The organism is Paenochrobactrum glaciei, from assembly GCF_039522165.1.
GTDB lineage: Bacteria > Pseudomonadota > Alphaproteobacteria > Rhizobiales > Rhizobiaceae > Paenochrobactrum > Paenochrobactrum glaciei.
In genome coordinates, this window is sequence record NZ_BAAADE010000012.1 from 18,443 (window position 1) to 45,326 (window position 26,884).

The 26,884-nt window shown below is 45.5% G+C and carries 24 protein-coding genes; 12 read left to right on the forward strand and 12 right to left on the reverse strand.

Going from position 1 to position 26,884, the window contains the following annotated elements; genetic code table 11:
• Positions 1-215 precede the first annotated feature (215 nt).
• Positions 216-1,700 carry an inorganic phosphate transporter gene (locus ABDZ76_RS16130; RefSeq protein ID WP_343807863.1) on the forward strand — a complete coding sequence of 495 codons (1,485 nt, stop codon included), beginning with the start codon at positions 216-218 and terminating at the stop codon, positions 1,698-1,700.
• Positions 1,701-1,964: 264 nt separating this feature from the next.
• Positions 1,965-2,657, forward strand: a complete 693-nt coding sequence (locus ABDZ76_RS16135) for an outer membrane protein (RefSeq protein WP_343807866.1) — start codon at positions 1,965-1,967, stop codon at positions 2,655-2,657.
• A 56-nt stretch (positions 2,658-2,713) separates the two neighbouring features.
• Here the strand turns inward: ABDZ76_RS16135 and ABDZ76_RS16140 are convergent, their stop codons facing one another.
• Both ABDZ76_RS16140 and ABDZ76_RS16145 read right to left on the reverse strand, forming a co-directional pair.
• The gene (locus tag ABDZ76_RS16140; RefSeq protein ID WP_343807869.1) at positions 2,714-3,052 is read right to left on the reverse strand and encodes a YnfA family protein; all 339 of its coding nucleotides are present in this window, start codon (positions 3,050-3,052) and stop codon (positions 2,714-2,716) included.
• Positions 3,053-3,156: 104 nt separating this feature from the next.
• Positions 3,157-3,756, reverse strand: a complete 600-nt coding sequence (locus tag ABDZ76_RS16145) for a TetR/AcrR family transcriptional regulator (RefSeq protein WP_343807872.1) — start codon at positions 3,754-3,756, stop codon at positions 3,157-3,159.
• Positions 3,757-4,060: 304 nt separating this feature from the next.
• Here ABDZ76_RS16145 and ABDZ76_RS16150 point away from each other — a divergent pair, with 304 nt between their 5' ends.
• Positions 4,061-5,464, forward strand: a complete 1,404-nt coding sequence (locus tag ABDZ76_RS16150) for an MFS transporter (protein WP_343807875.1) — start codon at positions 4,061-4,063, stop codon at positions 5,462-5,464.
• Between the two features lie 270 nt (positions 5,465-5,734).
• Complete coding sequence (locus tag ABDZ76_RS16155; RefSeq protein ID WP_343807938.1) at positions 5,735-6,565, forward strand: VOC family protein; 831 nt, start codon at positions 5,735-5,737, stop codon at positions 6,563-6,565.
• Positions 6,566-6,642: 77 nt separating this feature from the next.
• Here ABDZ76_RS16155 and ABDZ76_RS16160 read toward each other — a convergent pair whose 3' ends face one another.
• The 4 genes from ABDZ76_RS16160 to ABDZ76_RS16175 form a co-directional block, all read right to left on the reverse strand.
• The gene (locus ABDZ76_RS16160; RefSeq protein ID WP_343807878.1) at positions 6,643-6,939 is read right to left on the reverse strand and encodes a TFIIB-type zinc ribbon-containing protein; all 297 of its coding nucleotides are present in this window, start codon (positions 6,937-6,939) and stop codon (positions 6,643-6,645) included.
• Positions 6,940-7,021: 82 nt separating this feature from the next.
• Positions 7,022-7,384 carry a hypothetical protein gene (locus ABDZ76_RS16165; RefSeq protein WP_343807881.1) on the reverse strand — a complete coding sequence of 121 codons (363 nt, stop codon included), beginning with the start codon at positions 7,382-7,384 and terminating at the stop codon, positions 7,022-7,024.
• Positions 7,385-7,424: 40 nt separating this feature from the next.
• Positions 7,425-7,646: a DUF6500 family protein gene (locus ABDZ76_RS16170; RefSeq protein WP_343807884.1), complete on the reverse strand. Its 222-nt coding sequence runs from the start codon at positions 7,644-7,646 to the stop codon at positions 7,425-7,427.
• A 20-nt stretch (positions 7,647-7,666) separates the two neighbouring features.
• Positions 7,667-8,572, reverse strand: a complete 906-nt coding sequence (locus tag ABDZ76_RS16175; RefSeq protein WP_343807887.1) for a LysR substrate-binding domain-containing protein — start codon at positions 8,570-8,572, stop codon at positions 7,667-7,669.
• A gap of 100 nt (positions 8,573-8,672) precedes the next feature.
• On the opposite strand from ABDZ76_RS16175, the gene ABDZ76_RS16180 reads away from it, so the two are divergent.
• Together ABDZ76_RS16180 and ABDZ76_RS16185 are read left to right on the forward strand one after the other, a co-directional pair.
• Complete coding sequence (locus ABDZ76_RS16180) at positions 8,673-9,500, forward strand: carbon-nitrogen hydrolase family protein (protein ID WP_343807890.1); 828 nt, start codon at positions 8,673-8,675, stop codon at positions 9,498-9,500.
• A gap of 23 nt (positions 9,501-9,523) precedes the next feature.
• Positions 9,524-10,843 carry an MFS transporter gene (locus tag ABDZ76_RS16185; RefSeq protein ID WP_343807893.1) on the forward strand — a complete coding sequence of 440 codons (1,320 nt, stop codon included), beginning with the start codon at positions 9,524-9,526 and terminating at the stop codon, positions 10,841-10,843.
• 50 nt (positions 10,844-10,893) lie between these two features.
• Here the strand turns inward: ABDZ76_RS16185 and ABDZ76_RS16190 are convergent, their stop codons facing one another.
• Both ABDZ76_RS16190 and ABDZ76_RS16195 read right to left on the reverse strand, forming a co-directional pair.
• Positions 10,894-11,376, reverse strand: a complete 483-nt coding sequence (locus tag ABDZ76_RS16190; protein ID WP_343807896.1) for a GNAT family N-acetyltransferase — start codon at positions 11,374-11,376, stop codon at positions 10,894-10,896.
• Between the two features lie 7 nt (positions 11,377-11,383).
• Positions 11,384-11,743 (reverse strand): VOC family protein, encoded by a 360-nt coding sequence (locus ABDZ76_RS16195; protein ID WP_343807900.1) that lies wholly within the window; start codon positions 11,741-11,743, stop codon positions 11,384-11,386.
• A gap of 143 nt (positions 11,744-11,886) precedes the next feature.
• On the opposite strand from ABDZ76_RS16195, the gene ABDZ76_RS16200 reads away from it, so the two are divergent.
• Both ABDZ76_RS16200 and ABDZ76_RS16205 read left to right on the forward strand, forming a co-directional pair.
• Entirely contained in the window at positions 11,887-12,441 is a 555-nt protein-coding gene (locus ABDZ76_RS16200) for a GNAT family N-acetyltransferase (RefSeq protein ID WP_343807903.1), read from the forward strand.
• A gap of 79 nt (positions 12,442-12,520) precedes the next feature.
• Positions 12,521-13,417: a dihydrodipicolinate synthase family protein gene (locus ABDZ76_RS16205; RefSeq protein ID WP_343807906.1), complete on the forward strand. Its 897-nt coding sequence runs from the start codon at positions 12,521-12,523 to the stop codon at positions 13,415-13,417.
• Between the two features lie 501 nt (positions 13,418-13,918).
• On the opposite strand, the gene ABDZ76_RS16210 is transcribed toward ABDZ76_RS16205, so the two are convergent.
• The gene (locus tag ABDZ76_RS16210; RefSeq protein WP_343807909.1) at positions 13,919-14,224 is read right to left on the reverse strand and encodes a hypothetical protein; all 306 of its coding nucleotides are present in this window, start codon (positions 14,222-14,224) and stop codon (positions 13,919-13,921) included.
• Between the two features lie 135 nt (positions 14,225-14,359).
• Positions 14,360-15,421, reverse strand: coding sequence for a GGDEF domain-containing protein (locus ABDZ76_RS16215; protein ID WP_343807912.1), 1,062 nt, complete (start codon positions 15,419-15,421; stop codon positions 14,360-14,362).
• 565 nt (positions 15,422-15,986) lie between these two features.
• On the opposite strand from ABDZ76_RS16215, the gene ABDZ76_RS16220 reads away from it, so the two are divergent.
• Positions 15,987-16,934 carry a helix-turn-helix domain-containing protein gene (locus ABDZ76_RS16220; protein WP_343807915.1) on the forward strand — a complete coding sequence of 316 codons (948 nt, stop codon included), beginning with the start codon at positions 15,987-15,989 and terminating at the stop codon, positions 16,932-16,934.
• A gap of 415 nt (positions 16,935-17,349) precedes the next feature.
• On the forward strand, positions 17,350-20,406 hold the full coding sequence (locus tag ABDZ76_RS16225; protein ID WP_343807918.1) for an autotransporter family protein: 3,057 nt from the start codon (positions 17,350-17,352) through the stop codon (positions 20,404-20,406).
• 478 nt (positions 20,407-20,884) lie between these two features.
• Here the strand turns inward: ABDZ76_RS16225 and ABDZ76_RS16230 are convergent, their stop codons facing one another.
• Entirely contained in the window at positions 20,885-21,583 is a 699-nt protein-coding gene (locus tag ABDZ76_RS16230) for an OmpW/AlkL family protein (RefSeq protein WP_343807921.1), read from the reverse strand.
• A gap of 211 nt (positions 21,584-21,794) precedes the next feature.
• Between ABDZ76_RS16230 and ABDZ76_RS16235 the strand changes: the two genes are divergently transcribed.
• Together ABDZ76_RS16235 and ABDZ76_RS16240 are read left to right on the forward strand one after the other, a co-directional pair.
• The gene (locus ABDZ76_RS16235) at positions 21,795-22,769 is read left to right on the forward strand and encodes an SRPBCC family protein (RefSeq protein ID WP_343807924.1); all 975 of its coding nucleotides are present in this window, start codon (positions 21,795-21,797) and stop codon (positions 22,767-22,769) included.
• Positions 22,770-23,071: 302 nt separating this feature from the next.
• Positions 23,072-26,257 carry an autotransporter family protein gene (locus ABDZ76_RS16240; protein ID WP_343807927.1) on the forward strand — a complete coding sequence of 1,062 codons (3,186 nt, stop codon included), beginning with the start codon at positions 23,072-23,074 and terminating at the stop codon, positions 26,255-26,257.
• A gap of 282 nt (positions 26,258-26,539) precedes the next feature.
• Here the strand turns inward: ABDZ76_RS16240 and ABDZ76_RS16245 are convergent.
• Positions 26,540-26,884: hypothetical protein (locus ABDZ76_RS16245; protein WP_343807930.1), on the reverse strand; the 345-nt coding region annotated here is incomplete at its 5' end.

Consider the following 26,884-nt stretch of genomic DNA (forward strand, 5'->3'; position numbering starts at 1 on the left):
AAAACACATTTCATATCGTGTTTAATCTTAGTCCTTGTTTCGACACTCATCGTAATTTCGTGGTGTTTTTTCCAAATCATTTGCCTCAATGATGCAAGTGAATTGGATCGGATAAATCAGTCACTATGTTCATTCTCATCCCTCATCAATTGATTGTTGCCTGCTGCAAAGTTTTTTAATTTTTGCATCGCAACTTTCGAAACTGCGGAGACACTATGTCTGGCAATGACTTCGAAGCGGATCATCTTGATACGCTAGATCGCGACCTTGGACGTTTTTCCACATTGGAACGCGCCGCCAGCTACACTGCGCGCCCTATGGTTGCGCCGGGTTTAGGCTTTATCTTTATCGTTCTGGCCGGTTTGATCGCCCTCGTTTCCTTAGGCCAAACCAGCAATAGCTTGTTTATCGTCGTTGTGGCGATTTTCGGTGCTTATATGGCGCTGAATATCGGAGCTAATGATGTTGCCAATAATATGGGACCAGCTGTTGGTGCGAATGCACTGACCATGGGTGGTGCCATTGCTATTGCTGCCGTGTTTGAAAGTGCAGGTGCATTTATTGGTGGTGCCGATGTTGTCTCGACCATTGCAACCGGAATTATTGCACCAGAATCCATGGGGACGCCGGAATCTTTTGTCTGGGCTATGGTTGCTGCACTTTTATCTTCTGCCATCTGGGTTAATTTAGCCACTTGGATTGGCGCGCCTGTTTCCACCACGCATTCCGTTGTTGGCGGTGTGATGGGGGCTGGGATTGCCGCAGCTGGCATGAGTGCGATTAGCTGGGGTACGATTGGTGCTATTGCTGCAAGCTGGGTCATTTCTCCCGTACTTGGCGGTATTATAGCTGCCGGTTTCTTGTGGTTTATTAAAGCGCGCATCGTTTATCAGCCGGATAAAATTGCGGCAGCACGCAGATGGGTGCCGGTGCTTGTTGGTTTTATGGCAGGTACATTTGCCACCTATCTCGTGCTGAAAGGCATGAAAAATATTTATCCATTATCAATTCAATCGGCTTTGGCGGCAGGTTTTGGCATTGGCGTGGTAATTGGCTTTATTATGGTTCCGGTCATTCGTCGTCAGTCTGAAGGTTTGGAAAACCGTAATAAATCGATCAAGGTTTTGTTTGGTATTCCGCTTGTGGTGTCTGCGGCACTTTTGAGCTTTGCTCATGGCGCTAATGATGTGGCTAATGCTGTCGGCCCATTGGCAGCCATTGTGCAGGTTTCGCATACCGGCATGTTTGCCACTGAAGTGACTATTCCTTTCTGGGTTATGCTCATTGGTGCGCTTGGTATTTCGGTTGGTCTTTTCCTGTTCGGGCCAAAGCTTATCCGCATGGTTGGCAGTCAGATTACAAAGCTTAACCCAATGCGGGCTTACTGCGTTGCTTTGTCCGCAGCCGTTACCGTAATTGTCGCTAGTTGGCTTGGGTTACCTGTGAGCTCCACCCATATTGCTGTTGGTGCGATTTTTGGTGTTGGCTTCTTCCGTGAGTGGGATGCTGAGCGCCGCTTACGCAAAGCCCATCTGGATATTCCAGATGAAGACAGAATTGCACCGGAAGAGCGTCGCCGCCGTAAGTTGGTACGTCGTTCGCATGTGCTGACAATTGGTGCTGCATGGGTGATTACACTGCCTGCGACGGGCGTTGTTTCAGCACTGCTTTATGTCGGATTGAGCATTCTGGTTAAATAAAAACATCTTTTTTCATCAAAAAAGCCCGCTCACATTTTTGTGTGGCGGGCTTTTTATTTGCACTTAAAAAATAAAACCGATGAAATTACAAATACTTGAATTTGAAATTGACATGGTTAATAAACTGTGACCTGATTTCGGAATCAGGTTGATGATCTCTGTGTCTATTTTGCTACAGACATATTTTTGAAACGGCTTATATTTATATCAGAAACGAACGGATAGATCTGCGCTGAAAAGATCGGGCAGAGATAGGGGATCGATATGAATATCAAGTCAATTTTACTTGCATCGACAGTTGTATTTTTTGCGGCAGGCAGTGCAAATGCAGCAGACGCGATTGTATATCAGGAACCAGCTCCTGTAGCTCTTGCACCTGTATTCAGCTGGGCTGGCGGTTATATTGGTGGTCAGGTCGGTTACGGCTGGGCTACATCGAAATTTTATAATTCAGATGGTTCTGATAAAGTGAAGCCGGACGGCTTCCTTGGTGGTCTTTATGCGGGCTATAACTTTGATACCGGCAGCAACTTCATCTTGGGTATTGACGGTGATGTAACCTTTAATGGCCTGAAGAAGAGTGGGCGTTTTACTGATGATGCCGGTGATTATAGCTTTGAAAGTAAGCTACGTACGTCAGGCGCAGTACGTGCCCGCGTTGGTATCGCTTATGATCGCTTCATGCCTTATCTGGCTGGTGGTGTCGCATTTGGTAATATTAAAAATAGCCTCACTGAAGATGGTATAACATCTTCGCACAGCAAGACCCGCACTGGTTGGACTGTTGGTGGTGGTTTTGATTATGCGGCCACTGACAATGTGATCATGCGCCTTGAATATCGCTACACAGACTATGGTCGTAAAAATTTCTCTGGTGCAGTTGCCGGTGAGGAATTTGATATGCGCAACAAGTTCAAGGTTAACGAAGTGCGTCTTGGTGTAGCTTACAAGTTCTGATTTTTATAAATCAAACAATAAGAAAGCCGCCTGAATTTCAGGCGGCTTTTTTGTGCTTAAATTTTGGATAGTTGCCCGAGTAAAATGGTCATCATGCCACCAAGGCAGAGCAGGCCGCCGATAATATCCCAGCGGCTCGGCATTTGCTGCTCGACCACCCAAAGCCAAAAAATGGAGGCAATAATATAAATGCCGCCATAGGCAGCATATGCGCGGCCTGCAAAATCCAGATCAATGTGGGTTAAAAGCCATGCGAAAAATACCAGTGAAACAACGCCTGGAATGATCCATAACGGGCTTTTATGAAGGCGCAGCCACGCCCAGAATGCGTAGCAACCGGCAATCTCAGCAAGGGCTGCCAGTATGTAAAGCGAAAGTGCATTGAAAACGGGCATGGGGCTCACATCTATCGGCTGGTGTATTCAAGGTTGAAGTTTGTGCGATGTCGAAATACGAGGCATTAAAATAAGCGGGCAGGGTCATGCTTTATCTTATGCATCTATGCTGCCGGTTTTAAAAACTTGCGGATCATCATGGTGATAAGGCCGCGGCTTGTTTCAAAATTATTTTGCGGTGTAATCAGCGGGATCATCGGAGCTGCATAAATCAGCGAGATCAGCACAGTGCTGGTATGCTCCGGGTCAAAGCTTGCATCAACATCGCCGCGCGCTTGTCCAGCTCGCAGGGTTGCGATCAGCAGCTGTCTGACCTTGTCGGTATTGGCAATCATGATTTGACGCACGTTTTCGTTTCTGGCGGCTTCTGCGAATAACTCAAAAGTGATGCGGCAGTGCTCAACCTCGGTCCAGCTTTTCATGCTCCATAGCTCGGAGAGAAGAACAGTGGCCGTGTCATCGCTTTCTGAATGCGCGTTAAAATAGGCGTGCAGGCTTGTCAGATATTCATCGGTCATGGCTTCGATGATGGCGTCTTTGCTGGCGAAATAGTGGTAGAGGTGGCCAGGGCTCATGCTGGCCTCTTTGCATATCATAGAGATAGATGCACCCTGCAAACCATGCTCCAGAAAGCAATTGTGGGCAGCTGCCAAAATTTCCTGTCTTTTCGCTTCGTGCTGCTCGGGGTCCAGCTTGCGCGCCATATCATTCTCCAATTTATAGAGTGATCACTCTATTTATATTGATATTGCGTCAAAAATAAATAGAATGATCACTCAAACTACGATTCTTTCACGCAGCAGTCCAGTGCTTAAAACGTGAAATCATCATGATTTTTGAGTGAGATATATATGCGCAAGTTCCTCCCAATCCCTGTGCAGGGCGCGGTTACCCAAGTGCTGCGGCACTCGAGCCGCAATTTCTCTCATTCTGTTTGGTTCGTCTTTGTATGTCGCAAAGAAGCTCGACTGACTTCGTTCCCCAAAACTATCTAATCGGAGATTTCCAATGCATGATTCGACTATGCCGGATCACAGTGAGATAACAGCAGATAAATGGTCTGACTTATTGTCCGGCCGTCATTTGGCAATTGTCTTAGTGATGGCCAGCGGTGTGTTGCTCTATGCCATGAACCTTTATTTCACCGCTGCTTTGCTGCCTTCTATTGTCGCCGATATTGGCGGTCAGCAATATTACGCCTGGGTCACAACGGCCTTTGTTATTGCTGCAATTGTTGCTTCGCTTTTTGTCAGCCGAACGTTGCAATGGAAAGGGCCTGCCTTTGCCTATGTGATGGCTTTTATAATATTTGCGATTGGCGCAGGCGTTAATGCCCTTAGCCCTTCAATGGAGCTTTTGCTGGTTGGACGTGTGGTGCAGGGCGTTGGCGGCGGCTTGCTGGCTGGACTTGGTTATGCGGTCATCCGCGCTGCTTTGCCTGAACGTCATTGGGCGAGGGCGACAGGTGTTGTTTCTGCTATGTGGGGATTTGGAACCTTGTTCGGCCCGTCCCTTGGAGGCGTCTTCGCTGAATTCGGATTATGGCGATGGTCTTATGGTGTGCTCGCGATTACCGCTATGATCTTCGCCTTGATTGCGCAGCGTGCCTTTGCTGGCACAACGGGTTCGGGTCACCGTTCACCGGTGCCGGTGGCATCACTTATTCCGCTCATCCTTGCAACAATTGCCATCAGCCTTAGTGCTGTTGTTCCAATCGGTGTGCCGACATTGATTTCGGTCGGCATTGGTCTCGTACTGCTTTATCTTTTTGTGCTGGTAGAGCGTCGCACTAACAATACTATTCTGCCGCATATGACCTATCGGCGTGGTAATACGCTGAAATGGGTTTATTTGACCGTGGCGGCTTTAAGTGCCGGTGTAATGCTGGAAAACTTTATCCCGCTGTTTGGTCAGCAATTGGCTGGTTTAAGCCCGCTTTTAGCCGGTTTGCTAGGTGCTGTTTTGTCCCTTGCATGGGTGATTGCGCAACTTTTTGTAGTTTCTGTGAAAAGTGAAAGCGGTCAGCGTCGTGCTATGCGGCTGGGGCCTTTGTTATTGAGCGCAGGCCTGCTTGGCTTTGGCCTTCTGTTGCAGGCAGATAGCAACGATATATTTGTGATTATCTCATGGGTCGTGGTGCTGGCGATTGCCGGTGTTGGTATTGGCCTTGCCTGGCCGCTGCTCGGCGTTGCTGCAATGAGCAGCACCAGTGATCCGGCTGAGGGTGGCAAGGCTGCCGCCTCGATCACCATTATTCAGCTCATTGCTTTTTCGGTGACATCAGCTTTGGCGGGCACCTTGATGGCCGCAGGCAATGATGCCGCCATTGATGCTGCGCGTTATGTGACATTTGGCATTGCGTTGCTCACAGTTATCGGCATTTTCTCGGCTGGTATTGCTGTTAAGAAATAGCAATATGAAAGAGTGGCAGCTGCATTTTGTGGCTGCCGCTTTTATATTGGCTTCTTTTAGTGAACAGGCTGTTTGCTATTTTGTCTCTTGTTTGAACAATCAATAAGGCCGATCTCTGTATCAGAAAAAGCAATTATGCTGAGAATGATGAGAGATCTTAACGTGCTTAACAGACGCTCCTTTGTCGCTGGCGGTACAGCCACCACAGCCACTATTCTGACTGCAACGCGTACTGGGTTTGCCGGTGATCTGTCGCAGGAGAAAACGACCATGGAACTGAAACAGTCGCCAGCCGTGTCACCTCTACCTTTTGCTATGACAACGCCGGTGCGTGTGGCGCGTGTTGGCTTGAAATCGCGCAATGCAGAAGAACTGGCACATTATTATCGAACTATTGTTGGCTTGCAGGAGATGGGACGGCGCAACCGAACGATTGTGCTGGGAGCAGGTGATCGCGAATTGCTTGAGATTGAGCAGTTTTCTTCTGCCAAGCCGGATGATCCGCGCAGTGCCGGTCTTTATCACACCGCCTTTTTGCTGCCATCGCGTGGCGATCTGGCACATTGGGCGCGCCACGCCATTGATAAACAAATACCTGTTGCCGGCGCCTCCGACCATAATGTCAGTGAAGCTATTTATCTGACCGACCCTGAGGGAAACGGCATTGAGATTTATGCCGATCGTCCGCATGAGGGCTGGCAGTGGAATGGTTCACGCGTGGTGATGGGGACTGAAGCGCTTGATGTCGGCAATCTGCTGGATGCGGGCAAGCAAGCAGGGGGTGAATGGCTCACCGCACCGCAAAACACTGTTGTCGGACATGTGCATTTACGCGTTGGCAACGCGCAGCAGGCAGAAACATTCTGGCATCAGGAACTTGGTTTCGATACCGTGCAATCTTATGGCGATAAGGCTGTTTTCTTGTCAACTGGTGGTTATCATCACCATATCGCAGCCAATTCCTGGCAAAGTAACCGTGCGGAAAAGCGCGATTTGGATCGCACCGGATTGTCTTTTGTGGCCCTAGAAGATGAGCGCGGTTTGCCATCGCGCACATTTGAAGATCCGTGGGGCAATGTGGTTACCACCAGCAAAATTTAAGATTTTTTAGGCTAGTAAAAAAAGTCCCGTTGAATAAACGGGACTTTTAAAACCATTAGTTGCCGTTGTTGCAATGATTAGAAGTCGAATAACTCACCGAGTAGCGACTTCTTTTTACGATATTTTTTGTGTTCGTAATCATCATCATCGCGTCTGTAACGATCATCATGGCCGCGCCCGTCATATTGACGATCACCGGAGCGCTGATCATGCTGGCTGACGGTTCTTGGCTCTTCTGCGGGTACTGAGCGTTCAATGATTTTATCAAGCTCACCGCGATCCAGCCAGACGCCACGGCATTTAGGGCAATAGTCAATTTCAATTCCCTGACGCTCGGACATGACCAGTTCAGTATTATCAATAGGACAGAGCATTATTTCCAAAACTCCTAATTTGCTACCCTATGCAACTGGTATGCAAATTATGGTTTTTCAAGATTGTTGAGAAAAATTCATATTATTTTTTAATGAGCGAATAATGCTTGATACGGCAAGGGCCGCTATTTTTGCATATGCCGTCGAGATACCGATAGCGAACTGATGCGGTTTTCCTTGGTTTTGGCCAGTTTTTACGTGGTATCATAGATTGATAGTCTTCCGTTTCAGGATCGAAGTTAAGAGCTTCGCCCGCTTGCGGGCACTCTGCCTGTGCTTTTGCCTTCACAGTGACTATCTCGGTAAAGAGCAGGTGTTCATCGCTTGATGGTTTTTTTACTTTAACTGTGAGATCACAGATCTCCCAATTGGCACTCCATGCCGCTCGTGGGAGTAAAACCAGAAAGAGGCTGATAATAAACAGTCTTGTGACGGTTAAAGCCATTGGCTGAATGCATCCTTCCATCTGTAAAATAACTTGCGGCTTATGCCATTTCACGTTCAACCATGGCTTTGATTTTGACAGCTTTTTCAAAGTGGTCGAGTTTATGGGTTCTGATCCACCATTCTGCTGCTTCCGTCAGCAGTTCAGGATCGTCATTTTTATTGGCAAAGAATGCATAGAAAGAAAGGCCGACTTTATCGCCTTTGCTTGCAATTTTTTGATTGCAGACTTCAATAATCTTTTTGTTCAAACTCATACGCATTGAAAATTCCTGTCGTTAAATTATTGGTTGTTCAGAGCGGGAGAGTTGGCCTCAATAAACCGAATAAAGTCGTGCATCAATGGTGTTTCGCGTTGTCTGTCCCAAGCAATGCCAATATTGAAATTACAATGCGTATCTTCCAGCGGAATGGCGACAACATCTTGTGGCAGGGTTTTGGCAATCGCAGCGCCGTAAAGTGTAATGCCTCTTTGCATGGCAATCAGTTGCAATAACACCGGCACATCATCGGCTTCATCACCAATAACAGGTAAAAAACCTGATTGCAGACAGACATTGTTGATCAGTGAGCGGAATGTTTCCCAGCGCTTTTGCGTGCCCATCACAAAGGGCAGGTCTTTCAGTTCACGCAATGAAACACTTACACGCGTTGCCAAGGGATGAAACCGTGACACCAGCAGAATGAACCGCTCCTGATAAACGCTCATATAGCTTAAAGGTGCACGGCAAGCTGCTGAAAGCATAAAACCGATATCAATCTTACCGCTTTCAATCGCTTCAATCTGTTCATGCGATGACATTTGATAAAGGCTCATCACTGCGTCTTGGTAGTGATTGCGAAAACTGATGATCATATCTGCCATTGGCCCGTAAGCGGTTTGGGCAGAATAACCGACAATGATTTCTCCAGCCTTGCCGGATGAGAGCTGTTGAGCGTGGCGGATGGATTTTTCTAGCAGTGTTATGGCTTGTTGGGTGTCTGCTGCAAGAATTTTACCGGCTTTTGTCAGGGTGACACGACGTGTTGTGCGGTCAAAAAGAGTGAGCCCCAGCTCTTCTTCCAACTGTTTAACCGAGCGGCTGATGGCAGGCTGGGCAATGTTAAGTGTTTCTGCCGCTTTACGAAAACTTAAATGCTCCGCCACTGACAGAAAGTAGCGCAGTCGCGTCAGATCCGAAAGTTTCATTCATTGATGCCTTTTTGTTATCAATTATGCCGTAATTGATCTTGGACAACATAATAGTCGCTATGTCAAATCATCTGGAATAATTGGGGGTATATGCCTTATGACAAAGACGACAATGATTGTTGCCACCGCTCAGGCGGCAGGATCAGCGAATATTGATGATAATATTGCAAAGGTTGAACGACTGGCAGGTGAGGCCGCAGCATGTGGTGCGGAGCTGGTGGTTTTTCCTGAAGCAATGATGTTCGATTATACCGCGACAGCTGAACAAATGGCAGAAGCCGCACAAAGCCATGGCGATATTTTTGAAAAAGCCATGCTGCGGATTGCCAAAGAAAAAGGCATTGCGCTGGTGGTTGGTGCATATGCAGCGGGTAAAACCAAGCTTGCCAAAAACATGATGCTGGCCATTGATGCCAATGGTGAATGGCTTGGACAATATCAAAAGCTGCATCTTTATGATGCGTTTCTTTATCAGGAATCGAGCAAAAACGAGCCAGCACCATTACAGCCTGATTTCGGCGAACTTGTTTCTTTCACGCTGGGTGGCTTTAAATTCGGCTTGTTGAATTGCTACGACATCCGCTTTCCGGAAATTTCCCGCTTGCTGGCTGAGCAGGGCGCAGATGCGCTGTTGGTGGCTTCCGGTTGGGTGGCAGGGCCATTGAAAGAGTTTCATTGGGAAACCCTGCTCAAAGCGCGCGCCATTGAAAATACTTGCTATGTGGTTGGTTCCTGTCAGCCTGCACCGCTTTCTGTGGGCTTGAGCATGGCAATTGATCCGAATGGGGTTGCGGTTTCTGTGGTGCCTGCGGGCGAAGGATTGGCTATAGCGACATTGGATCATGCACGTATTAAAACCGTGCGTGATATTTTGCCTTGCCTTGAGCATCGCCGTTACAGAATTTGCCAGCCGGTCGGCGTATAAAGTTTAAGGAAGGGGAGTAAACTATGTCTGCACATTCAGCAGAAATTTCAGACGCCACCAAAAGTCAGGCCATGCGCCGCGTTTTGGGATCGGCTGCCATCGGTCAGTTTGTCGAATGGTATGATTTCGTCATCTACGCTTACTCAGCGGGTATTATTGCCAAGTTGTTTTTTCCGAACACTGATCCGGTAGCGGCACTGCTTGCAACCTTCGCCGTTTATGCGGTTGGCTTTTTGATGCGTCCGCTTGGCGGCTTTGTATTTGGTAGTCTTGGTGACCGTATCGGCCGTCGTCAGGTGCTGTCGCTGGTGATCTTGATGATGGGTGGTGCAACGCTGGCCATCGGCTTGCTGCCAACCTATGATCAGATCGGCATCATGGCGCCAATCCTGCTGGTGGTTTGCCGTTTGATCCAAGGGCTTTCTGCCGCTGGTGAAACTGTTGGTTCCAACTCATTTGTGGCGGAACATGCGCCGGCTGAAAAACGCGGCCTCTATGTGGCTTTCACCTATTCCTTCGCCAATATTCCGCCAATTGTCGCGGCACTTTTTGTGTTGCTGCTGACCAATATCCTGACTGCGGAAGATTATGCTGGTTGGGGCTGGCGTATTCCGTTTTTGATTGGCGCGCCATTGGCTTTGGTTGGACTCTACATCCGTAACAAAGTTGATGAATCACCAGCCTTTAAAGCAACGCAAGCCGCCAAGCGTGTGGCTTCAACGCCAATTCGTGATGCGGTGCAAAACCAGAAGCAACAGATGCTGTTCTCCTTTGCTTTGGCAGCATTCTCGAGCCTTGGTTTCTATACGCTGTCGGGTTACTTTGTCTCTTACCTGACAACAACCATCAAACTTGATCAGAATTCGGCATTGATTTCCAACTCGGTTGCCCTGTTCGTTGCCTTTGTGTTTATGATTTTGGGCGGTAAACTTTCCGATACATATGGCCGTAAACCGCTGCTGATTATTGGCGTGTTGATGAATGCCGCGATTTGTATTCCTGCCTATATGGTGGCATCACAAGGTTCGCTTGCATCGGCAATCATCGGTCAAAGTATGCTGGCAGTTGGTTGTGGCTTGTTCTGGGGGCCTGTGGGTATTGCCCTGCTTGAACTTTTCCCGACCCGCACACGTTTCAGCGCTTCCGCTATCAGCTACAATATGGCCTATACGATTTTTGGCGGTACAGCCCCATTCATCGGTGTTTGGCTGATTATGCAGACCGGCAACAAATTTGCACCAGCCTATTATATGGCGGCAATTTCGGTTGCGGTGCTGGTGGCAATTCTGTTTATGCCGGAAACATCAAGGGAAAGCCTCATCCATGATGAGGACGTGAACTAGGTTTTCGCGTTTAAAATTAAAAGCCACATAGCAAGCTATGTGGCTTTTTTTTATCTCGTGTTTTTAAAACGATAAATCGTAGCGCCATCTTGGCTGATGCTTTGTAAGTCTTCAACATCATTGTTTTGCAAAGCATTTTGCCAAAACCGATAGGCTTTTTCATTGGTATCCATGACGCTCAATTCCCATTGACCGTGATGGTTTTCAAGTAATTGTTTGAAAACATGCTGACCGATTGCATCGCGGCGAAACGCTGGCCGGATATAAAATTCAGCTACGGCAAATTCTGTGCCATGTTGTGATGCCGACCAGTCATTCACCAGTGCAAAGCCTGCAATTTCACCGCCTGCCATAATGACATAAGGCCAGCGTGCGCCACCACGCCAATATTCATCAAAATAGGGGTAATCGTCATCCATCTCATCATAGGCGCTGAGTTCATCCAGATAGGTCATCAGCAGCGTATGGAGGTGAGGTTTTAAGTTTTCCGGTGCAATCTCGACAGAGATCGTCACGCTTTCATTTTCCGACATAATAGCTTTATACCCCACGCAAACCAATGCAATTGCCCCAAGGGTCCATGACCTGGCACATTTTGAGATTGTCTTGAATGGCTAGCGGCCCGCGATAAAGCCTAGCGCCGAGTGTTTGAAAATGGTTCAGCGCTTGTTGAAAATCGGTGCACTCCCAGTAGACAACCGAGCCAGTCTGTCCGGATTGTACCTTCTCATCGGCGGGCACAATTTCAAGGCAGATATTGCCAAGTAAGAGATATTCAAAATCGAAATCATCGAGATAGATACGTCTGGCAGCAGGAAAGGCTTTCGCATACCACTCAATGCCCTCAGTGACATCGGCAACATGAATAAGGATAGCTGAGACTTTACCGTCGATGATCATGTGAAAAACCTGTCTGCGCAGACGACCCAACTCTGTTGGAAGAGAATATCTGCATTAAGTGTTTTGTGAATAGAGTACAATAAAAGCTGATGGCTTGTTAAATTCTATTTAGCTTATAAAAAGCGAAGAAATGATTGCATAAAGTGCGTGGTTTAGAAAATACAATGGGTGATATCACTATTCGTCGTCTTGAGCGGCATGAAGTGGAAAATGTCTGGCAAATTGAGCGACGCGAGATCGTCGAAGATGTTTATTATTTTGCCGATGGCAAGTTACAATCGCGGCCTGAATTTTATGATACACGCGATTGGCCGGAGGGCGAGCCGGAGCTTTACACACCAATTTTGCTTGATTGTTTTGATCATGGTGGTGTGTTTCTTGGTGCATTCCACCAAGATAAACTGATTGCTGTCGGAGTGATGGATGCACGTCCTGTGCAGGATTATCCTGACTTGCGCCAACTGCCATTTCTACATGTCAGCCATGATTGGCGTGGTCAGAAGCTTGCATCGAAACTCTATGCGCTTTGTTTGAATATCGCAAAAGAGCAGGGTGCGGCAGGCTTTTATATTTCAGCAACATCGACACGCCGCACAGTTGACTTTTATATGCGGCAGGGTGGAGTGCCAACTGCAAAACCAGATCGGACACTTTATGAATTGGAGCCGGATGATATTCATCTGATCCACCGGTTTTAATGTTTAAAGAAAAGATTGTTGCGCGCCCATTTATGCTCCGGCATAAAGATTTACCTATGCCTGTTAAAGGATGTTTTTGATGCTGCACGGTCTATCTGCGTTCCCGATTACCCCCGTTAATGCTCAAGGAGTTTTAAACTCTGAGGCTTTGGCTCACTTAACTGAGCGCTTGATTACAGCCAATGTACAATCGATCGGGTTGTTGGGCAGTACAGGCACTTATATGTATTTGAGCAAGGAAGTGCGTAACCAGGCAATCGAAGTGGCGCAGGCGCAGAATAACGGACGTGTACCATTCGTTGTCGGCATTAGCGCTATGCGCACTGATGATGCAGTCAATTATGCCACAACAGCCAAGGCGCTTGGCGTATCAGCCGGCTTGTTATCGGCGGTTTCTTATACGCCTTTGACGGATGATGAGGTGTTTGAGCATTTTACCACTGTTGCTGCGCAAAGTGGTTTACCTTTGTGTATCTATGACAATCCGTCAACAACGCATTTTACATTTTCGCCGGAACTGGTTGCTCGTCTGGCGCAAGTGCCAGGCATTATCGGCATTAAAAATCCGTCGCATGCCAATGGAAATTTACAAACCCATTTGCAGAGACAACGCGCAGCTGTGCCTGCGGAATTTGCTATTGGCTATAGTGGTGATTGGATTTGTGCCGATGCGCTGATTGCCGGAGCTGACACATGGTATAGTGTGCTGGCTGGTATTTTTCCGCAAATTTGCGGGGCAATAACGAAGGCGGCACAGTCTGGTGATATTGCCAAAGCAAAGGCTTTAAATGAGCAATTGGAGCCCATCTGGACAATTTTCAAGAAATATTCGAGCCTGCGTGTTACCTATGAAATGCTCAACCATTTTGAAATTGTGGACGCAGAGCTGCCAAAGCCTTTACTTGCTCTGAACGCGGAGGATCGTGAGATGGTCATTCGCGTATTGCAAAGCTATCCAGATGGATTTTTTCAATAAAACTCAAGTTTCAGAATGGGCGTATGACAATCAATGCGATGATGATTGTCATAATAAGCGCCATGCAGGCATAGGTTCTGTCGCTCATATTTGCTCCTGAAGTCGTTTGAGGCAAAGCTTATCAGGACACTGATATCCGCTAAGCTTACGCGGCTTCTATGGAGCGAGAATGTATGATTTTTGTATAATATTTGTGTAGTTTAAAAGCAGAAATACAAAATAGCTGGTTTGTTTCAAATAAGTTTCAGGCCGACTAGCGGCGAAATGCATAGTAATAGCCCCAAGGTGGCGAGCGAACTACGGTGATAAAGTAAGCCCCATAGGCCGAAAATAAGCGCAATCGGGGCTGTGAAAATGCAATATATAATCAGATAACCATCATTTCCGATGCCAAACAGTGTGATATAATAAAAAATCACGGCTGTTGCGGCACCGAATATTAATGAAATGATGGCGGAAAAGCAGATATTTTGTTTGTGATGATACGCCTTAATCGGCATCTTATTGGCATCGTTCACGATTAAGGCGCACTTTAATTTTGTCTGCTTTACCGGCAGAAACCGTTTTGGAAGTTAAAATATGCGCACGCAGAGAGCATGTGCCGGCCAGCACTTCAAAATTATTGGCGCGGATATACATCACCGAATGGATCGGGTGTTTTGGTAGTTTTTTTGCAACCGTATCGACGATGGCTTTTACCTCTGCTGCCCGTTGTTTGGATGCGCTGACCGCAGCTTGAGCTTGGTGTGAAACACCTATTCCGCTGAGTAAAAATGCGGCAGTGCAGAGAAAAATAGCTTTCTTCATTGGCGTGGCCTCCGATTGAGCTGGTGGGTTTATGTTGTGCAGCTATTCCATGCGACCAGCTTTGAGTCGTCAATGGAAGATCGCTTTATCGCGACATAATCTTTTATTTTAGCGTGTCATATTTGGTTGGTTTTATCATGCCAGTTTAGCTGGAGGGCTTTGGTATGTCGTGATTTTAAATGGTTTTTGCTGGTGTTGGCTATTGCGTTTTGTTTGCAGAAGATAACTATCCGCATCAGACAGGCTCTCACTTAATGAAGTGCCTTGTGACGGTGACCAATGTGTGAGGCCAATACTGGCGGCCAATGTTAACCGGTTGTGCTTCCAGTTAAAAGGAGTATCAGCAACCGTTCGTGCCAAGTTTTCCGCAACGTTAGTGGCTGTTTTAAGATCAGCATCAGGAATAAGAATGCAAAATTCGTCACCACCAATACGTGCGAGAAAGCCGGTTTCATGGACACCTTGATGGGTAATGCTCTGCTGCAAAATTTGCGCCAGATGTTTAAGGGCATGATCACCGGCGAAATGTCCGTAATTGTCATTGATGGTTTTGAACTTATCAAGATCCATCATTAAAACGGTGACAGGACGCTGCAAACGCTTGGCACGTTTTTCAATTAATGGCAGCCTCTCATTGAGGGCGCGTAGATTGGGCAGGCTGGTTAGCTCATCACGCATAGCCAGTACCTGTAATTCGCTTTTCAGCTGATCAACTGCCATCAGCAAAAAACCTAAATTGGCAATGCTGGTGCCGATAATAGCTGCAACCAAAAACCATGCCGCATATTGATAATAAGTCTCTGCATCAAGAAAGTTCAGCAGTTGCAGGATATTGGTAATTGCCTCAGCACTTTGACCTAGAACAAGTACGCCGAAGGCACCACTGGCTACCCATGTACCTGCGTGACGCTGCCCATTTGTCAATAATGTCCAAACGGTGAAGCTGACAGTAAATAATTGTCCCGTGGCGATGATAAGGTTATTGGCTGCTTGTCTTGAACCAAACAAGATAAGCGCCACTGCAACAAGACTGACCAAAAGACCTTGTATAACCCAAAGCGGTTTTTGATTGTAAAAAACTCGTACGCCTTGCCATAATAAGCCGAAACCACTGATAATTAAAACATTTCCGGCATAGGTCCAGCCGAGTGAGTTTTCACCTATAACGAGCAGCGGGGCACCAGCGCAGGTCATCATCAGCGCCATAAACCAATAACGCGCAGCATGATGCAAAGACTTGTATGATCCGGAAATGATAAGCCAAACCAGAGCAAACCCGACAGAATTTAATAATATAATTATATAAAGTGTTATAAAGTCGAGTTCCATATTTCGCCTTATTATTGACGGCATGCAAATCGCATTTCTGTATGACAGCAAAATGAAAATATTCTGGAATATAGTCAACTTAGTAAAACGCATTACTCCATAATAATGTGGTATTTTCTTGTTTATATTAGTCTTTTCACGTTCACTTATGTGGTTTTGGCGCGTGATTTCCGGTGCGGATAGTCGGTTTTGATTTCAATCAAAGCGGGTAATTGAATTAGCTGATACTAAAGTTCCGACAAATGCTTTGACGACTTTTGAGAGAGTCGTTTTTTATTTTTTTGAAATGCGATTGAATGCAATGCCATTGTGGCAAGAGTGCGCACTAGTTGTTTCGTGCACCTGCAAAGACTATATCACGACAGGGCGCTGCATATTTCAGTCATTTGGTTCCGTGTGAAGAACGGGAACCGGATTTGGTAAGTGTGCAACAATGAACGAACATACAGAGCAATCTGCCGTGAGCACGGCCGCGTTTGCGCAAAATTCTAAAGCCGCGATTATAGGGCAGGAGACATCGCTTTTTGCATCAAAGGAAGTGGAAACAATTTGCAGCAGCCATCGTCATGGGTGGCAGGAATTATTTGCCGCTCATACTTTAGAACACCCGCACGATAGCAATCATCATTCTGTGCCGTTTTTCTGGATCAGCATGGGTTTACAGGATACCCATGTGCATCGTACGATTTCAGGACGCGAGCAATTGGCTGTGCTTCCTGCATACTCCATTACGCTTGCTGAACCGCTGACATCTGTTGATTGCCACATTGGCAATGAAACTGAGGCCGTTCATGTCTATTTGCGGCCGGATTTGCTTTATGAGGTGGCCAATGAGCTCTTCGATATGAATGCTGATCGAGTTTCCCTTTTACCGGCATTTGGTGAGCAGAGTGCAAGTTTAAGTTGGTTGCTCCGCTCGATCAAGCAATCGCTCGGTGAGCCTGCCAGCCTTTCTAAAATGAAAATAAATTATCTTGCGCGTGCATTAAGTGCGGATCTTTTGGTGAAATATTCGGCTACGTCAATCAGTCCGATTGATCCGGCTCATATGGGAAGCTTGTCATCACGTCAATTACGTCGTGTGGATGAATATATTATCGAACATCTGGGACAAGAAATTCAGATTAACGAATTGGCAGATTTATGCGCAATGGGGCGAACGACATTTTATCAGCGTTTTCGTTCAGCAACGCATATGACACCGCATCAATATATCATGCGGTTGCGGGTTGATAAGGCAAAACGGCTTTTAATGGAAACACAATGGCCGCTGGCTGAGGTGGGCATTGCTTGCGGCTTTTCCGATCAGGCGCATTTTGCGTCTGTTTTTCGTCGCCTTGCAGGAACAACACCAGCCTTATTCCGTCGTTCCGCCGAATAGAAGTTGTCTTAGGGAGTGATGCTGGTTCCTTTCCAAAATGATGGAAATAGAAAAAATATTTCATCTGAAAATACGAATAATTGAACCATTCTACATTTGGGCGGATTTTTCTACAATTCACGTAACAAGGGGCACTTTAGGGTCAGCTGAAGTTAATTCAGGTGACCGCCCGGTGCACTTGAGATTGTATATGTGAAAACAAAATTAGAGCCTTGCTCACCAAAGAGGGTGATCGAGTTTAGTCTTGTTTTTTGTTAGAAAATTTTGGCATTTCCCAAGCTGAAATTTTGGGTGCGGGCGGTCTTCCAGTAAGGATCGCTTATTTATGTTGCATCAAAAATCTTGCAATCATCGTTCAGGCATTAGCCGTCATCGCTCCATATGCCTACTCAGCGTGTCAGCGCTGGCTTTGTTGATGACTGTTCCTATGGTGCGTGCCGAGCAAATTCGTGTTGAGCGTGGTCAGGAGCTGATCATTGATAATGATGTGGCACATGCCCATAGCACCAGTGATATTTACGGCCCTCGCTCGGCTGCCGTCTGGGTCAGTAATGGCAAATTCTCTGTTACCAATTCTGAAATTGACTTCTTAAGTGAAGGCCGTGCTGCGTCGGCACTCTATATTGAGGACTACCTCGGACAAGCACCTTCTGATGTGAAAATTATCGGTACTACCGGTAAAGGCGCGTCCATTATCTCAAAAGGGGACGGCGCCACGACGGTTCGTTTAACTGGTGATGGCAGCAAACTTCACTTGGAAAATGTCACGATCAAAAGTGAAGGCGAGCGTGGCAATGGTATTCTCATGCAGGGTGAGGGGATTCTAAGTATCATCAACAGCAGCATCGAAGCTGATAGTGTCGGTGTGAACCTCAATGGCAAGAATAGCTCTGCCCGCGCCTCTACGATTATCGATAATACGACTATTACGTCACGCAGTGGCACTGGAATTTATGTCATTAGCGGTAAATTGAATGCCAGCAATTTTGTTATTAATTCAAAGAGCTATGGCGTTAATGCGAACCAATATAGTGACGTGACACTTTCAAATGGCCGCATTGAAACACAAGGCGACTATGCGAATGGTATTCATGCTGCCAATAATTCAAGCGATACACGTCAGGTGAAACTACGTGTAAACAATGTCGACATTGTTACGCATGGCACCAATGCCAGTGGTATTGAAAATATCCATGTCCGCTCGGAAATTAACGGCGGTTCTATTCACACCTATGGTCTTGGCGGTCATGGTGTCGGCTCAAGTAATGGCGGGGTGAATGGTTGGGCGCCTTCGCATGTGACCATGACCGGTACTAAAATCACCACTGAAGGCGAAAGTGCCTATGGTTTGGTTGCGACGACAAACTCCACAATTGATGCCAAAGGCCTGATCATCAACACCAATGGCAAAGGCGCAATGGGCGCTCGAAGCCATGGTACGGGCAAGATCAAGCTTTCTGAAGGTACATCTATTACTACAACCGGAGATCAGGCACACGGTGCGGCAGCTACTTTTGGTTCTGTGCTGGAAATTGCTGATACGAGCATTAATACATCGGGTAAAAATGCGGCCAGTCTTTATCTAGTTGGTTACAATACACCTGAAAATGTAACGCCGACGACCAAACATGTAAATACTGCCAATGTGAAAGGCTCCATTATTGAGGTCTCAAATAGTGCCGCTTTATTGGTGGGAGGTGGTGCAACTAACACATTTAACCTGCAAGACACGCATGTGAGTGGTGTGGGGCCGGATGCTTTATTATTCGAAAGCCGTGAGTATATTTATCAAAGCGGCAGCACCATTATTCCGATGCCGGTGGGCACTGTAACAGTGAATGCTCAAGGCTCATTGCTTGAGGGCGATATTCTCGTTAACAGCGGAACGGTTGATTTCAATCTCAGCAATGGCAGTTTTCTAAAAGGTGCCGCGCGTATCAGTGATGCAGGTTTAGGCCTGGAGTATTTGAACCTCGATGAGACCAGCAGCTGGGAAATCACAGGCTCCTCTGTCTTGAATAATCTAAATTCAGCCGGCGTAATCAGTTTTTCTAAAGCTGAAAATGATAGTTTCAATACATTGACGGTGAAAGATAATTTTATCTCCGATGACACGCTGTTTGTGCTTAATAGTAAGCTTGGTGATGATCAGTCGCTCACTGACAGATTGATTTTTGAAGGTGCAGTTGCAGGTACAAGTCGTGTGGTCGTGAATAATGCCGGTGGTTTGGGTGCCTTGACTGTTGGTAACGGCATTATGGTTGTTGACGCAGCTCTGGCTGATAGTGATGCCTTCGTGCAAGAGGGGCGTATTGCTGCCGGCGCTTATGATTACACCCTTTATGCCGGAGACCGCGCAGGTAATTTTGACGGTCATTGGTATCTGCGCTCTGTTTATAATCCATTACCTGAGCCAGAACCGGATCCAGACCCTAAGCCGGATCCAGATCCGAAACCCGAACCAGAACCGGATCCGGATTTACCTGACTATCGTGTAGAAGTGCCGCTTAATATGGTTGCACCTGTTTTAGCCAATCGCTTTGGCTTGGCAATGCTTGGAACGTACAATGACAGACGCGATCGGTTGAGCACAAATGCACCTGCATTTTGGTTCCGCGCCTTTGGGGAGGATGGCAGCGCAGGTTCATCAGCTTCCAAGCCGGAAACCCAGTTGAGAAATTTTTATCGCGACGGCGCATCTTATGATTATAAGCTGGGCGGTTTTCAGGCAGGTATTGATCTCTATTTAAATGAAACATCTGATGGCAGTGTTGATGTTGCTGGTCTTTTTGCCGGTATTGGCCGCGCTGAAGCGGAGGTTGATCGTGTTTATGGTGGTAATGCCGGTAAGCTGACCATGAATGGTTATAGCTTTGGTGGTTACTGGACACATATCGATCAATCCGGCTGGTATAGTGATGTGGTTTTACAAGCTACCCGTTATGATCGAGTGCATAGTCGCTCAGTGCAAAATGTAGGCATGCAAACATCTGGCTGGGGTTTCAATTCCTCCTTGGAGGGTGGTTACCGTCATGCCTTTAATGATGGATGGGCAGTCGAGCCGCAAGCTCAACTTATTTATCAGCATGTTTCACTGGATAATACATCGGATAAATACGGCCGTATTTACTTCCACGATACGGATACAGTCTATGGTCGTGTCGGCGCCAAACTGAGTTATGAATGGCAAGGCGAGAGCGGTAGCCAATATTCTGCTTGGATGCGGATGAATGTCTGGCACACAGTGGGCGGATCAGCAAAAACTAGTTTTGCTAATTTGCAGGGACAAAACCGTGTGACACTGGAGAGCGATCTGGGTGGAACATGGGGGCAGATCGGCTTAGGTCTTTCGGGTCAGCTGTCTGAAAAAGTCTCGCTTTTCGCAAGTGGTGATTATAATCGCAGCCTTGGTCATAACGGCATCAAGAGTGACAGCTTTAGCGGTCGCTTGGGTCTGAAGGTGCAGTGGTAAGTTTTACACTTATTTCTGCATCCAGCAGCGCCCCCGCCGGGGATGCAGAAGTCTTCTCCTTCGCTCAGTAATGAGCGGAGGAGATGTGCTTTTATTTCCGTGAAGGTTAGCGATGTTACCTGACCCCATTCTTTGCACGAAGTCAGGTTACAGGTGATTTGTTACACCATTCGATTGATAATGGAATATGCAATAGCAGCGACGCAAACCACGATGATGGTGATTAAAACCCGTATACTGTTTCATAGTTTACCACATAACGAATAGTGATGAAAATTCTGATGCGTGTAAATTTTAAGCAAAGTAAATATTCGCTTATGAATGTGTAATATCGGCCTCTAATGATAAATAATAATTTTAAAAATCTATAATTAAAATTATTGATGGCCACGTTAAGTCGTGGCGGCAAGATGTATTTTTAAAATTAACATCTCGCCCGATAGTTTTTTCTATCGCATCAAAATTTTATTTTCTTATATTAGAAACGGTATGTAATACCTGTACCGATCAGCCATGGATCAAGTTTGGCTTTACCGGTCATTTCTTGTCCAGCAACAGTGACATCGAACTTAGGACGTAAATAGAGTTTTTTAACATCAAAGTTAAAGCCCCAATGATCGTCGATCATATAGTCAAAACCGATCTGGAGTGCACCACCAAATGTATTTTTAACTTTCAGGTAATCAGCGCTATGTTCTTTCTGATTATAGAAGAAGGTATAGTTCACACCAGCGCCTACATAAGGCTTGAAAGCTCCAAAATTGGTGAAATGATATTGCATGGTTAAGGTGGGTGGCAGCATCCAGACCTTGCCTACATCCAGACCGTCTATCGCGCGTTTACCGCTAATTTTGGAGTAAGTGGTGCCAAGGATGAGTTCGGCAGCAAAGTTTTCAGTAAAATAATAAGAAATATCAAGTTCAGGCACGACAGTATTCGAATATTTCAAGCCTGAATTGTGGATTTGGTCAACATAGCCTGAATTATGCGGGATGACGCCCAATGCACGCACGCGGATCTGCCATGGTGAGAGTGTTGTTGGAGCCGGCTCAAAAGCCTGAGGCGCTTCAGGTGCAATAATTGCATCGGCTGCCAATGCAGAATTAGCTGCAAAAACTGTAACCAATGAAGTGGTGAGAAGAGCGGTGATGCGGCGTGTTGTTAATGAAGTTGCCATGTTTGATTTCCTTAGTAGCCAAGCGTGCTGACAAACTGACACTGAGGAATTGAGCTTCCATTGATTATGATCAAACGAGCCCTGCAAACTGTAATCTTATGATTTATGAGCAATGATGTGTGATAAAACTAACACTATAACATGCGGGTTAAAGGGCAACTAAAGTCCCTTTGTGGTTGCTCTGTTTGATCTAGCTGGTCTAAGAAGCATTATGTCTGAACATCATAATGCACCTTCGTCTGATCGTTTCTGGCTTAGTATTGTAGCGACCACGCTATATGCGGTGATTCTGTACGTACTTATCTGGCTAATCAGTGAAGGCAATGCGATGGCCTTCATCACGGGCCTGATCCTTATGCCGATGGCTATTACAAGCTTGCTTGTCATTTTGCTTGATCCGCAGGGGACGGGAAGCATTCGACATCATATGAAAGTGGCCATGCTGAGCATGCTTGGTTTCATTCTGCTTTCGGTGGTTGTGTTTGGTGAGGCTGGTATTTGTGTGGCAATGGCTGCACCATTCCTTTTTGCCGGAACTGCGCTTGGTGTTTATGTCACCATGCGGTTATTACGCAACTATCAGGCAAAGCGTAGTGTTACGTTTGTGATCGTGTTGCCATTTCTGGCACTTCCACTGGAAAACCAGATGGAATATCAGGATCATTTCAATTCCATTACGACCATTATTGAAATTAATGCACCTGCGCATGTGATCTGGAATAATACCTTGGAAATTCCGGACATTCGCCTTGACGAGTTAGGCATGACTTTTAGTCATAGTGTTGTCGGTGTGCCAAAGCCGGAAGATGCGCGGATAACAGGCACTGGAGTCGGTGCTGTGCGTCATCTTAAATGGGGCAAAGGTATCAAATTTGAAGAAGTGATCACTGAGTGGCAGGAAAATCGCTATTTGCGTTGGAATTTTCATTTTAGTGAAACATCAATTCCGAAGGCAGTAGAAGCACATATCAGTGTAAATAGTGATTATTTAGGCTTGGACTATGGCGAATATTTACTGGATCCAATTGATGAAAACCGTACGCGTTTAACATTAAAAACCCAGTATCGTATTGCAACTCCGATCAATATCTATTGTGACTGGTGGGGACAGATATTCCTCAACGATTTTCACACAATCGTGCTTAACGTGATTAAAGAGCGCTCTGAAAAAGCTGCTCAAGTGTGAATATGCACTACATATTAAAGTAGTAACGAAAAACATATATTTGGTTTTATATTTGATAAAATAACGGCAAGAGAAAATTTTCTACTTGGTCGTGTTTTCCCGATTTTTTGTTGCCTTTTTAACGAGGCGCGAATGAATGCTAGGCGGATAGCAGAATTATTTAAATTTGTTTTTCTTGCCGGACTATAGATTAATATTTTAAATTCTACATTTTCTCTCAATAAAAATTCAGATTTTAAATAATAAATATGTTTTTATATTTGATTAATATTTTTTTATAATTGTTTAATAGGGTTCTTTGCGTGCAATTTATTAATGCATTTTCAATTATAGAGGGTAAGGTATTTTTCAGTATTCCAATACTTCCCCTAAACTTTATTACTCTAGGGGGCTTGGATTTTTTGGAGAAATGGTGCGACATGGCCGGAAAATATCACTTCCTTACCGCAGTATCTTTATTGACAGTAATTGCTGCTAATCCATCATTGGCAGCTTGTGTGCAAGATACAGCTAACGTTGAGAATTGGCTCTGTACTGGAAGTGATACAACCTCAACCATTATAAATGGTATTCCGGCTGTACACTTGGATTTAGCCGGTAGCTATGAGGCAAATGTCGGCGCTGGTGCAGCTTTTGATCTTAAATCTACGCAAGGCATTCATGTTGTAGATAAAGGAAAAGCCATTTACGGTAAAGATTACGGATTGCTTTTAGAAAATACGGGCGCGGGCGACATCAATATCCTATCTGACAGCGATATCACTCAAGGTGGTTATGCTGAACAAAAAGATTATTCAGCAGTTCGCATTCGCAATAACGGCATTGGCAAAGTAAAAGCAGAATTCAAGGGTAACATAAATGGTGGTTATGGTATTTACGCAAATGTCAAGAATGATGATAGTGATGTAGATTTGATGATACGAGGGGATGTTAACTCTCATTATGCTGGTATTCTCGTTGATCTAAACTCTAAAAACTCCAATACTAATATTACAACTTATGGTAAGATTATCTCCGAGAGTGGGCAGGGGATTTCTGTTATTAATAATCCAGCTCTTGATTATAGTGGTAGCGTAAATATAGAGGCGCACGATTATATTTATGGCTATAATCATGGGATTGGTGTGGAAGCCAGCGGTGTGGTTCGTATCGTTACCCACGATAGTGTTATAGGTCAAAATACATATTATTGGGATATGACTGGAAGCCGGATGGTTTCCCCTTCTGGCTTCATGGTTGATGCTATGGTGTCTCCTTCTTATATATATGAAGACGATGCTTTATGGGGTATTACGGGCGATTTCATAGATATAAAAAACTCCAATCTAATTGGAAACGGTGGTGTTCAATGGGATTTCACACCGTTGGGTGGCTTTGGAATTGGTGTAATAAATAATATAAATTATGCTGATGAGACAGCATCAAGAGCTACTTACATTCAAACAAATGGGCATGTTCACGGGCATTCTTATGGTATTTACTCGGTTCTTGTTTCTAATGGCGATGCTGAAGAGAGTATAACTAATACTGTTATTGTTAATGGTAATGTCAGCTCTAATCGTGTTGGTGTATATGTATCAGGTGGCTATAGGGCTACGGTTGATCTTTCAAGTGAGATAAGATCGGTTGGCGATAGTCTATCTATAGATGGTGATTTTGGTAGCACACTAATATTGCGCAATGGTTGGGCGATGAATAAGCAAGCCTCTACTTTTGCTGATGAGAATATTTTTAATTATCTAGTACTTCATGGGGATGAAAATTCGAAGATTGATATGGCTCGTGTGGGTGATGAAGCGCACGAGCAAGGTATCGTTGGCTTTCAAAATTTTATTAAAGAAGGTGAAAGCACGTGGGAGCTGAATGGAAAGCAAATTGATGGTGGGTTTGAAACGGCTCAAATCAACCACGGCGCTTTATGGTTCAACAATGCTCACATCCTGATGGACGCGAATGGCGAAGCGGCTCACATTAATAAAAATGGCGCGATTTATGCTAGTGGTACATCCAGTATTGAGGGTAGTTTGTTAAATGCAGGCTTATTATCGCTTTCTAAGAAGAATGATGATGTAGCTGGTACGAAATTTACAGTAAACAATTATCAAGGTGCTGGCGGTTTACTTGAACTGAACACAGTCCTTGGTGATGACAACTCTGAGACAGATATACTGATGATCGGTGGCGATAGCGCTGGCGAAACAATTGTTAAAGTTAACAATGTTGGCGGTACAGGCGCTCAGACAAAAACCGGCATTAAAATTATTGATGTTGCGGGGCAATCTGAGGGCAAGTTTAATTTAAAAGGCGATTACAACCATAAGGGCGAAGAGGCCGTTGTCGCCGGAGCTTATGCCTATGTTTTGCATCAAAACAATTCAACTTCCGATAAAGGCAGCTGGTATCTTCATTCGTCTTTGAAAAAAGAAGATCCGAGCGTTGATCCAGAAAAACCGGAGCCAAAATATAATCCTGGCGCTTCGATTTATGAGGTATATCCGCAGTTTTTGCTTGGGCTGAATACTTTGCCGACCATGCAACAGCGTGTAGGTAACCGCTACTGGGATAATGCTGGTAACAAGGTGCTTGCGCAGGGTGCAGATGCTGTTGACGCTTATGCGCCACCTGCAGAGACAGGGAGCTTTACGCAAGGGAGTGGAGTTTGGGGACGTGTTGAAGGCACTCATAATAAAATGCAGCCGAATACGTCTACTTCAGATGCTACCTATGATTATAATACATTCAAAATGCAGGCTGGTATAGACGGGCTTTTGAACGAAACTGAGAATGGTAAATTAATCGGCGGACTGACAGCGCATTATAGCCATGGTAAAGTGAATATTGGCTCTAAGCATGGTGACGGTGATATCAAAACTGATGGCTATGGTTTGGGTGGTACATTAACCTGGTATGGTGATCATGGTTTTTATGTCGATGGTCAGGGGCAACTGGCTTGGTATAAAAGCGATCTATATTCATCTGCTGCCAAGCGCATGCTGAAAGATGGTAACAATGGCTTTGGTTACGCGCTCTCGCTTGAGACTGGTCAGCGTATAACGCTTGATGATCAATGGTCGGTTACACCACAAGCGCAGCTACAATATTCAAATGTAGATTTTGATAGTTTTAGGGATGTGTTTAAAGCTGATGTTTCTCGCGAAAAGGGAGATAGTTTGCGTGCACGTTTGGGGCTGAGCGTTGATTATCAGAACTCATGGCAAAATGCGCAGGGTCTTACCAATCGAAGCATGGTTTACGGTATTGCCAATCTCTACAATGAGTTCTTGGACGGCACTAAAGTTCGGGTTTCGACGGTTGACTTCATTAATAAGAGTGAACGCTTCTGGGGGGGCATCGGTTTTGGTGGCTCATACAATTGGAATGATGATAAATACTCCATTTATGGTGAAGGCTCGATCAATACCAGCTTTAAGAACTTTGGTGATAGTTACAACTATCAAGGTACCGTTGGTTTGAGAGTTAAGTGGTAAGTTTAGAAACGACTACCTATCAAAGCCGCCTCAAAAGGGCGGCTTTTTTTATTTCGTTTTATTATCATATTCCAGACAGAGAATTTGTATGTGATCATTTTAGTTTATAGTATAGTTGTCTCAAGGGTATTATGAGCTCACAAGTGTCGTAGCTTTCTTTTGTGTCTGATTGTTCTTTTCTCGATTGATGATCTTGCTTAAAAACTCTTTATATTCTATGGTTTTCATAGGTACGGAGCGTAGCGCAGCCAGGTATCGCACTCGACTGGGGTAAAAGTTCCCCTACCTCGAACTCTCTTTTAAAATCAATATGTTATTGTCGGGTACACTATCCTTTACGGGAGTTTCTGTGGGACTGATTGCGTCCAAGGCATTTCTGATGTCTTCAACGAGTGAACCTGACGTGAGCCCCGCAAACTCCTCCAGATTTTGGTAGAGTTCAATCCTTGGTAGGAGATGGACAATGAAACGCTCACGGTTTTCAGACGAACAGATAATCGGGATTGACGTGAGCCCCGCAAACTCCTCCAGATTTTGGTAGAGTTCAATCCTTGGTAGGAGATGGACAATGAAACGCTCACGGTTTTCAGACGAACAGATAATCGGGATGATTAAAGAGCAGGAAGC

Bases quoted from the DNA above. Each gene is read 5' to 3' on its own strand.
- ABDZ76_RS16145 (WP_343807872.1), bottom strand. From the start codon at position 3,756: ATGGCGCGCAAGCTGGACCCCGAGCAGCACGAAGCGAAAAGACAGGAA.
- ABDZ76_RS16210 (WP_343807909.1), bottom strand. From the start codon at position 14,224: ATGAAGAAAGCTATTTTTCTCTGCACTGCCGCATTTTTACTCAGCGGA.
- ABDZ76_RS16215 (WP_343807912.1), bottom strand. From the start codon at position 15,421: ATGATGACCTGCGCTGGTGCCCCGCTGCTCGTTATAGGTGAAAACTCA.
- ABDZ76_RS16225 (WP_343807918.1), top strand. From the start codon at position 17,350: ATGACTGTTCCTATGGTGCGTGCCGAGCAAATTCGTGTTGAGCGTGGT.
- ABDZ76_RS16140 (WP_343807869.1), bottom strand. From the start codon at position 3,052: ATGCCCGTTTTCAATGCACTTTCGCTTTACATACTGGCAGCCCTTGCT.
- ABDZ76_RS16230 (WP_343807921.1), bottom strand. From the start codon at position 21,583: ATGGCAACTTCATTAACAACACGCCGCATCACCGCTCTTCTCACCACT.
- ABDZ76_RS16130 (WP_343807863.1), top strand. From the start codon at position 216: ATGTCTGGCAATGACTTCGAAGCGGATCATCTTGATACGCTAGATCGC.
- ABDZ76_RS16170 (WP_343807884.1), bottom strand. From the start codon at position 7,646: ATGCGTATGAGTTTGAACAAAAAGATTATTGAAGTCTGCAATCAAAAA.
- ABDZ76_RS16185 (WP_343807893.1), top strand. From the start codon at position 9,524: ATGTCTGCACATTCAGCAGAAATTTCAGACGCCACCAAAAGTCAGGCC.
- ABDZ76_RS16160 (WP_343807878.1), bottom strand. From the start codon at position 6,939: ATGCTCTGTCCTATTGATAATACTGAACTGGTCATGTCCGAGCGTCAG.
- ABDZ76_RS16195 (WP_343807900.1), bottom strand. From the start codon at position 11,743: ATGATCATCGACGGTAAAGTCTCAGCTATCCTTATTCATGTTGCCGAT.
- ABDZ76_RS16190 (WP_343807896.1), bottom strand. From the start codon at position 11,376: ATGTCGGAAAATGAAAGCGTGACGATCTCTGTCGAGATTGCACCGGAA.
- ABDZ76_RS16165 (WP_343807881.1), bottom strand. From the start codon at position 7,384: ATGGCTTTAACCGTCACAAGACTGTTTATTATCAGCCTCTTTCTGGTT.
- ABDZ76_RS16175 (WP_343807887.1), bottom strand. From the start codon at position 8,572: ATGAAACTTTCGGATCTGACGCGACTGCGCTACTTTCTGTCAGTGGCG.
- ABDZ76_RS16150 (WP_343807875.1), top strand. From the start codon at position 4,061: ATGCATGATTCGACTATGCCGGATCACAGTGAGATAACAGCAGATAAA.
- ABDZ76_RS16155 (WP_343807938.1), top strand. From the start codon at position 5,735: ATGGAACTGAAACAGTCGCCAGCCGTGTCACCTCTACCTTTTGCTATG.
- ABDZ76_RS16220 (WP_343807915.1), top strand. From the start codon at position 15,987: ATGAACGAACATACAGAGCAATCTGCCGTGAGCACGGCCGCGTTTGCG.
- ABDZ76_RS16135 (WP_343807866.1), top strand. From the start codon at position 1,965: ATGAATATCAAGTCAATTTTACTTGCATCGACAGTTGTATTTTTTGCG.
- ABDZ76_RS16180 (WP_343807890.1), top strand. From the start codon at position 8,673: ATGACAAAGACGACAATGATTGTTGCCACCGCTCAGGCGGCAGGATCA.
- ABDZ76_RS16235 (WP_343807924.1), top strand. From the start codon at position 21,795: ATGTCTGAACATCATAATGCACCTTCGTCTGATCGTTTCTGGCTTAGT.
- ABDZ76_RS16205 (WP_343807906.1), top strand. From the start codon at position 12,521: ATGCTGCACGGTCTATCTGCGTTCCCGATTACCCCCGTTAATGCTCAA.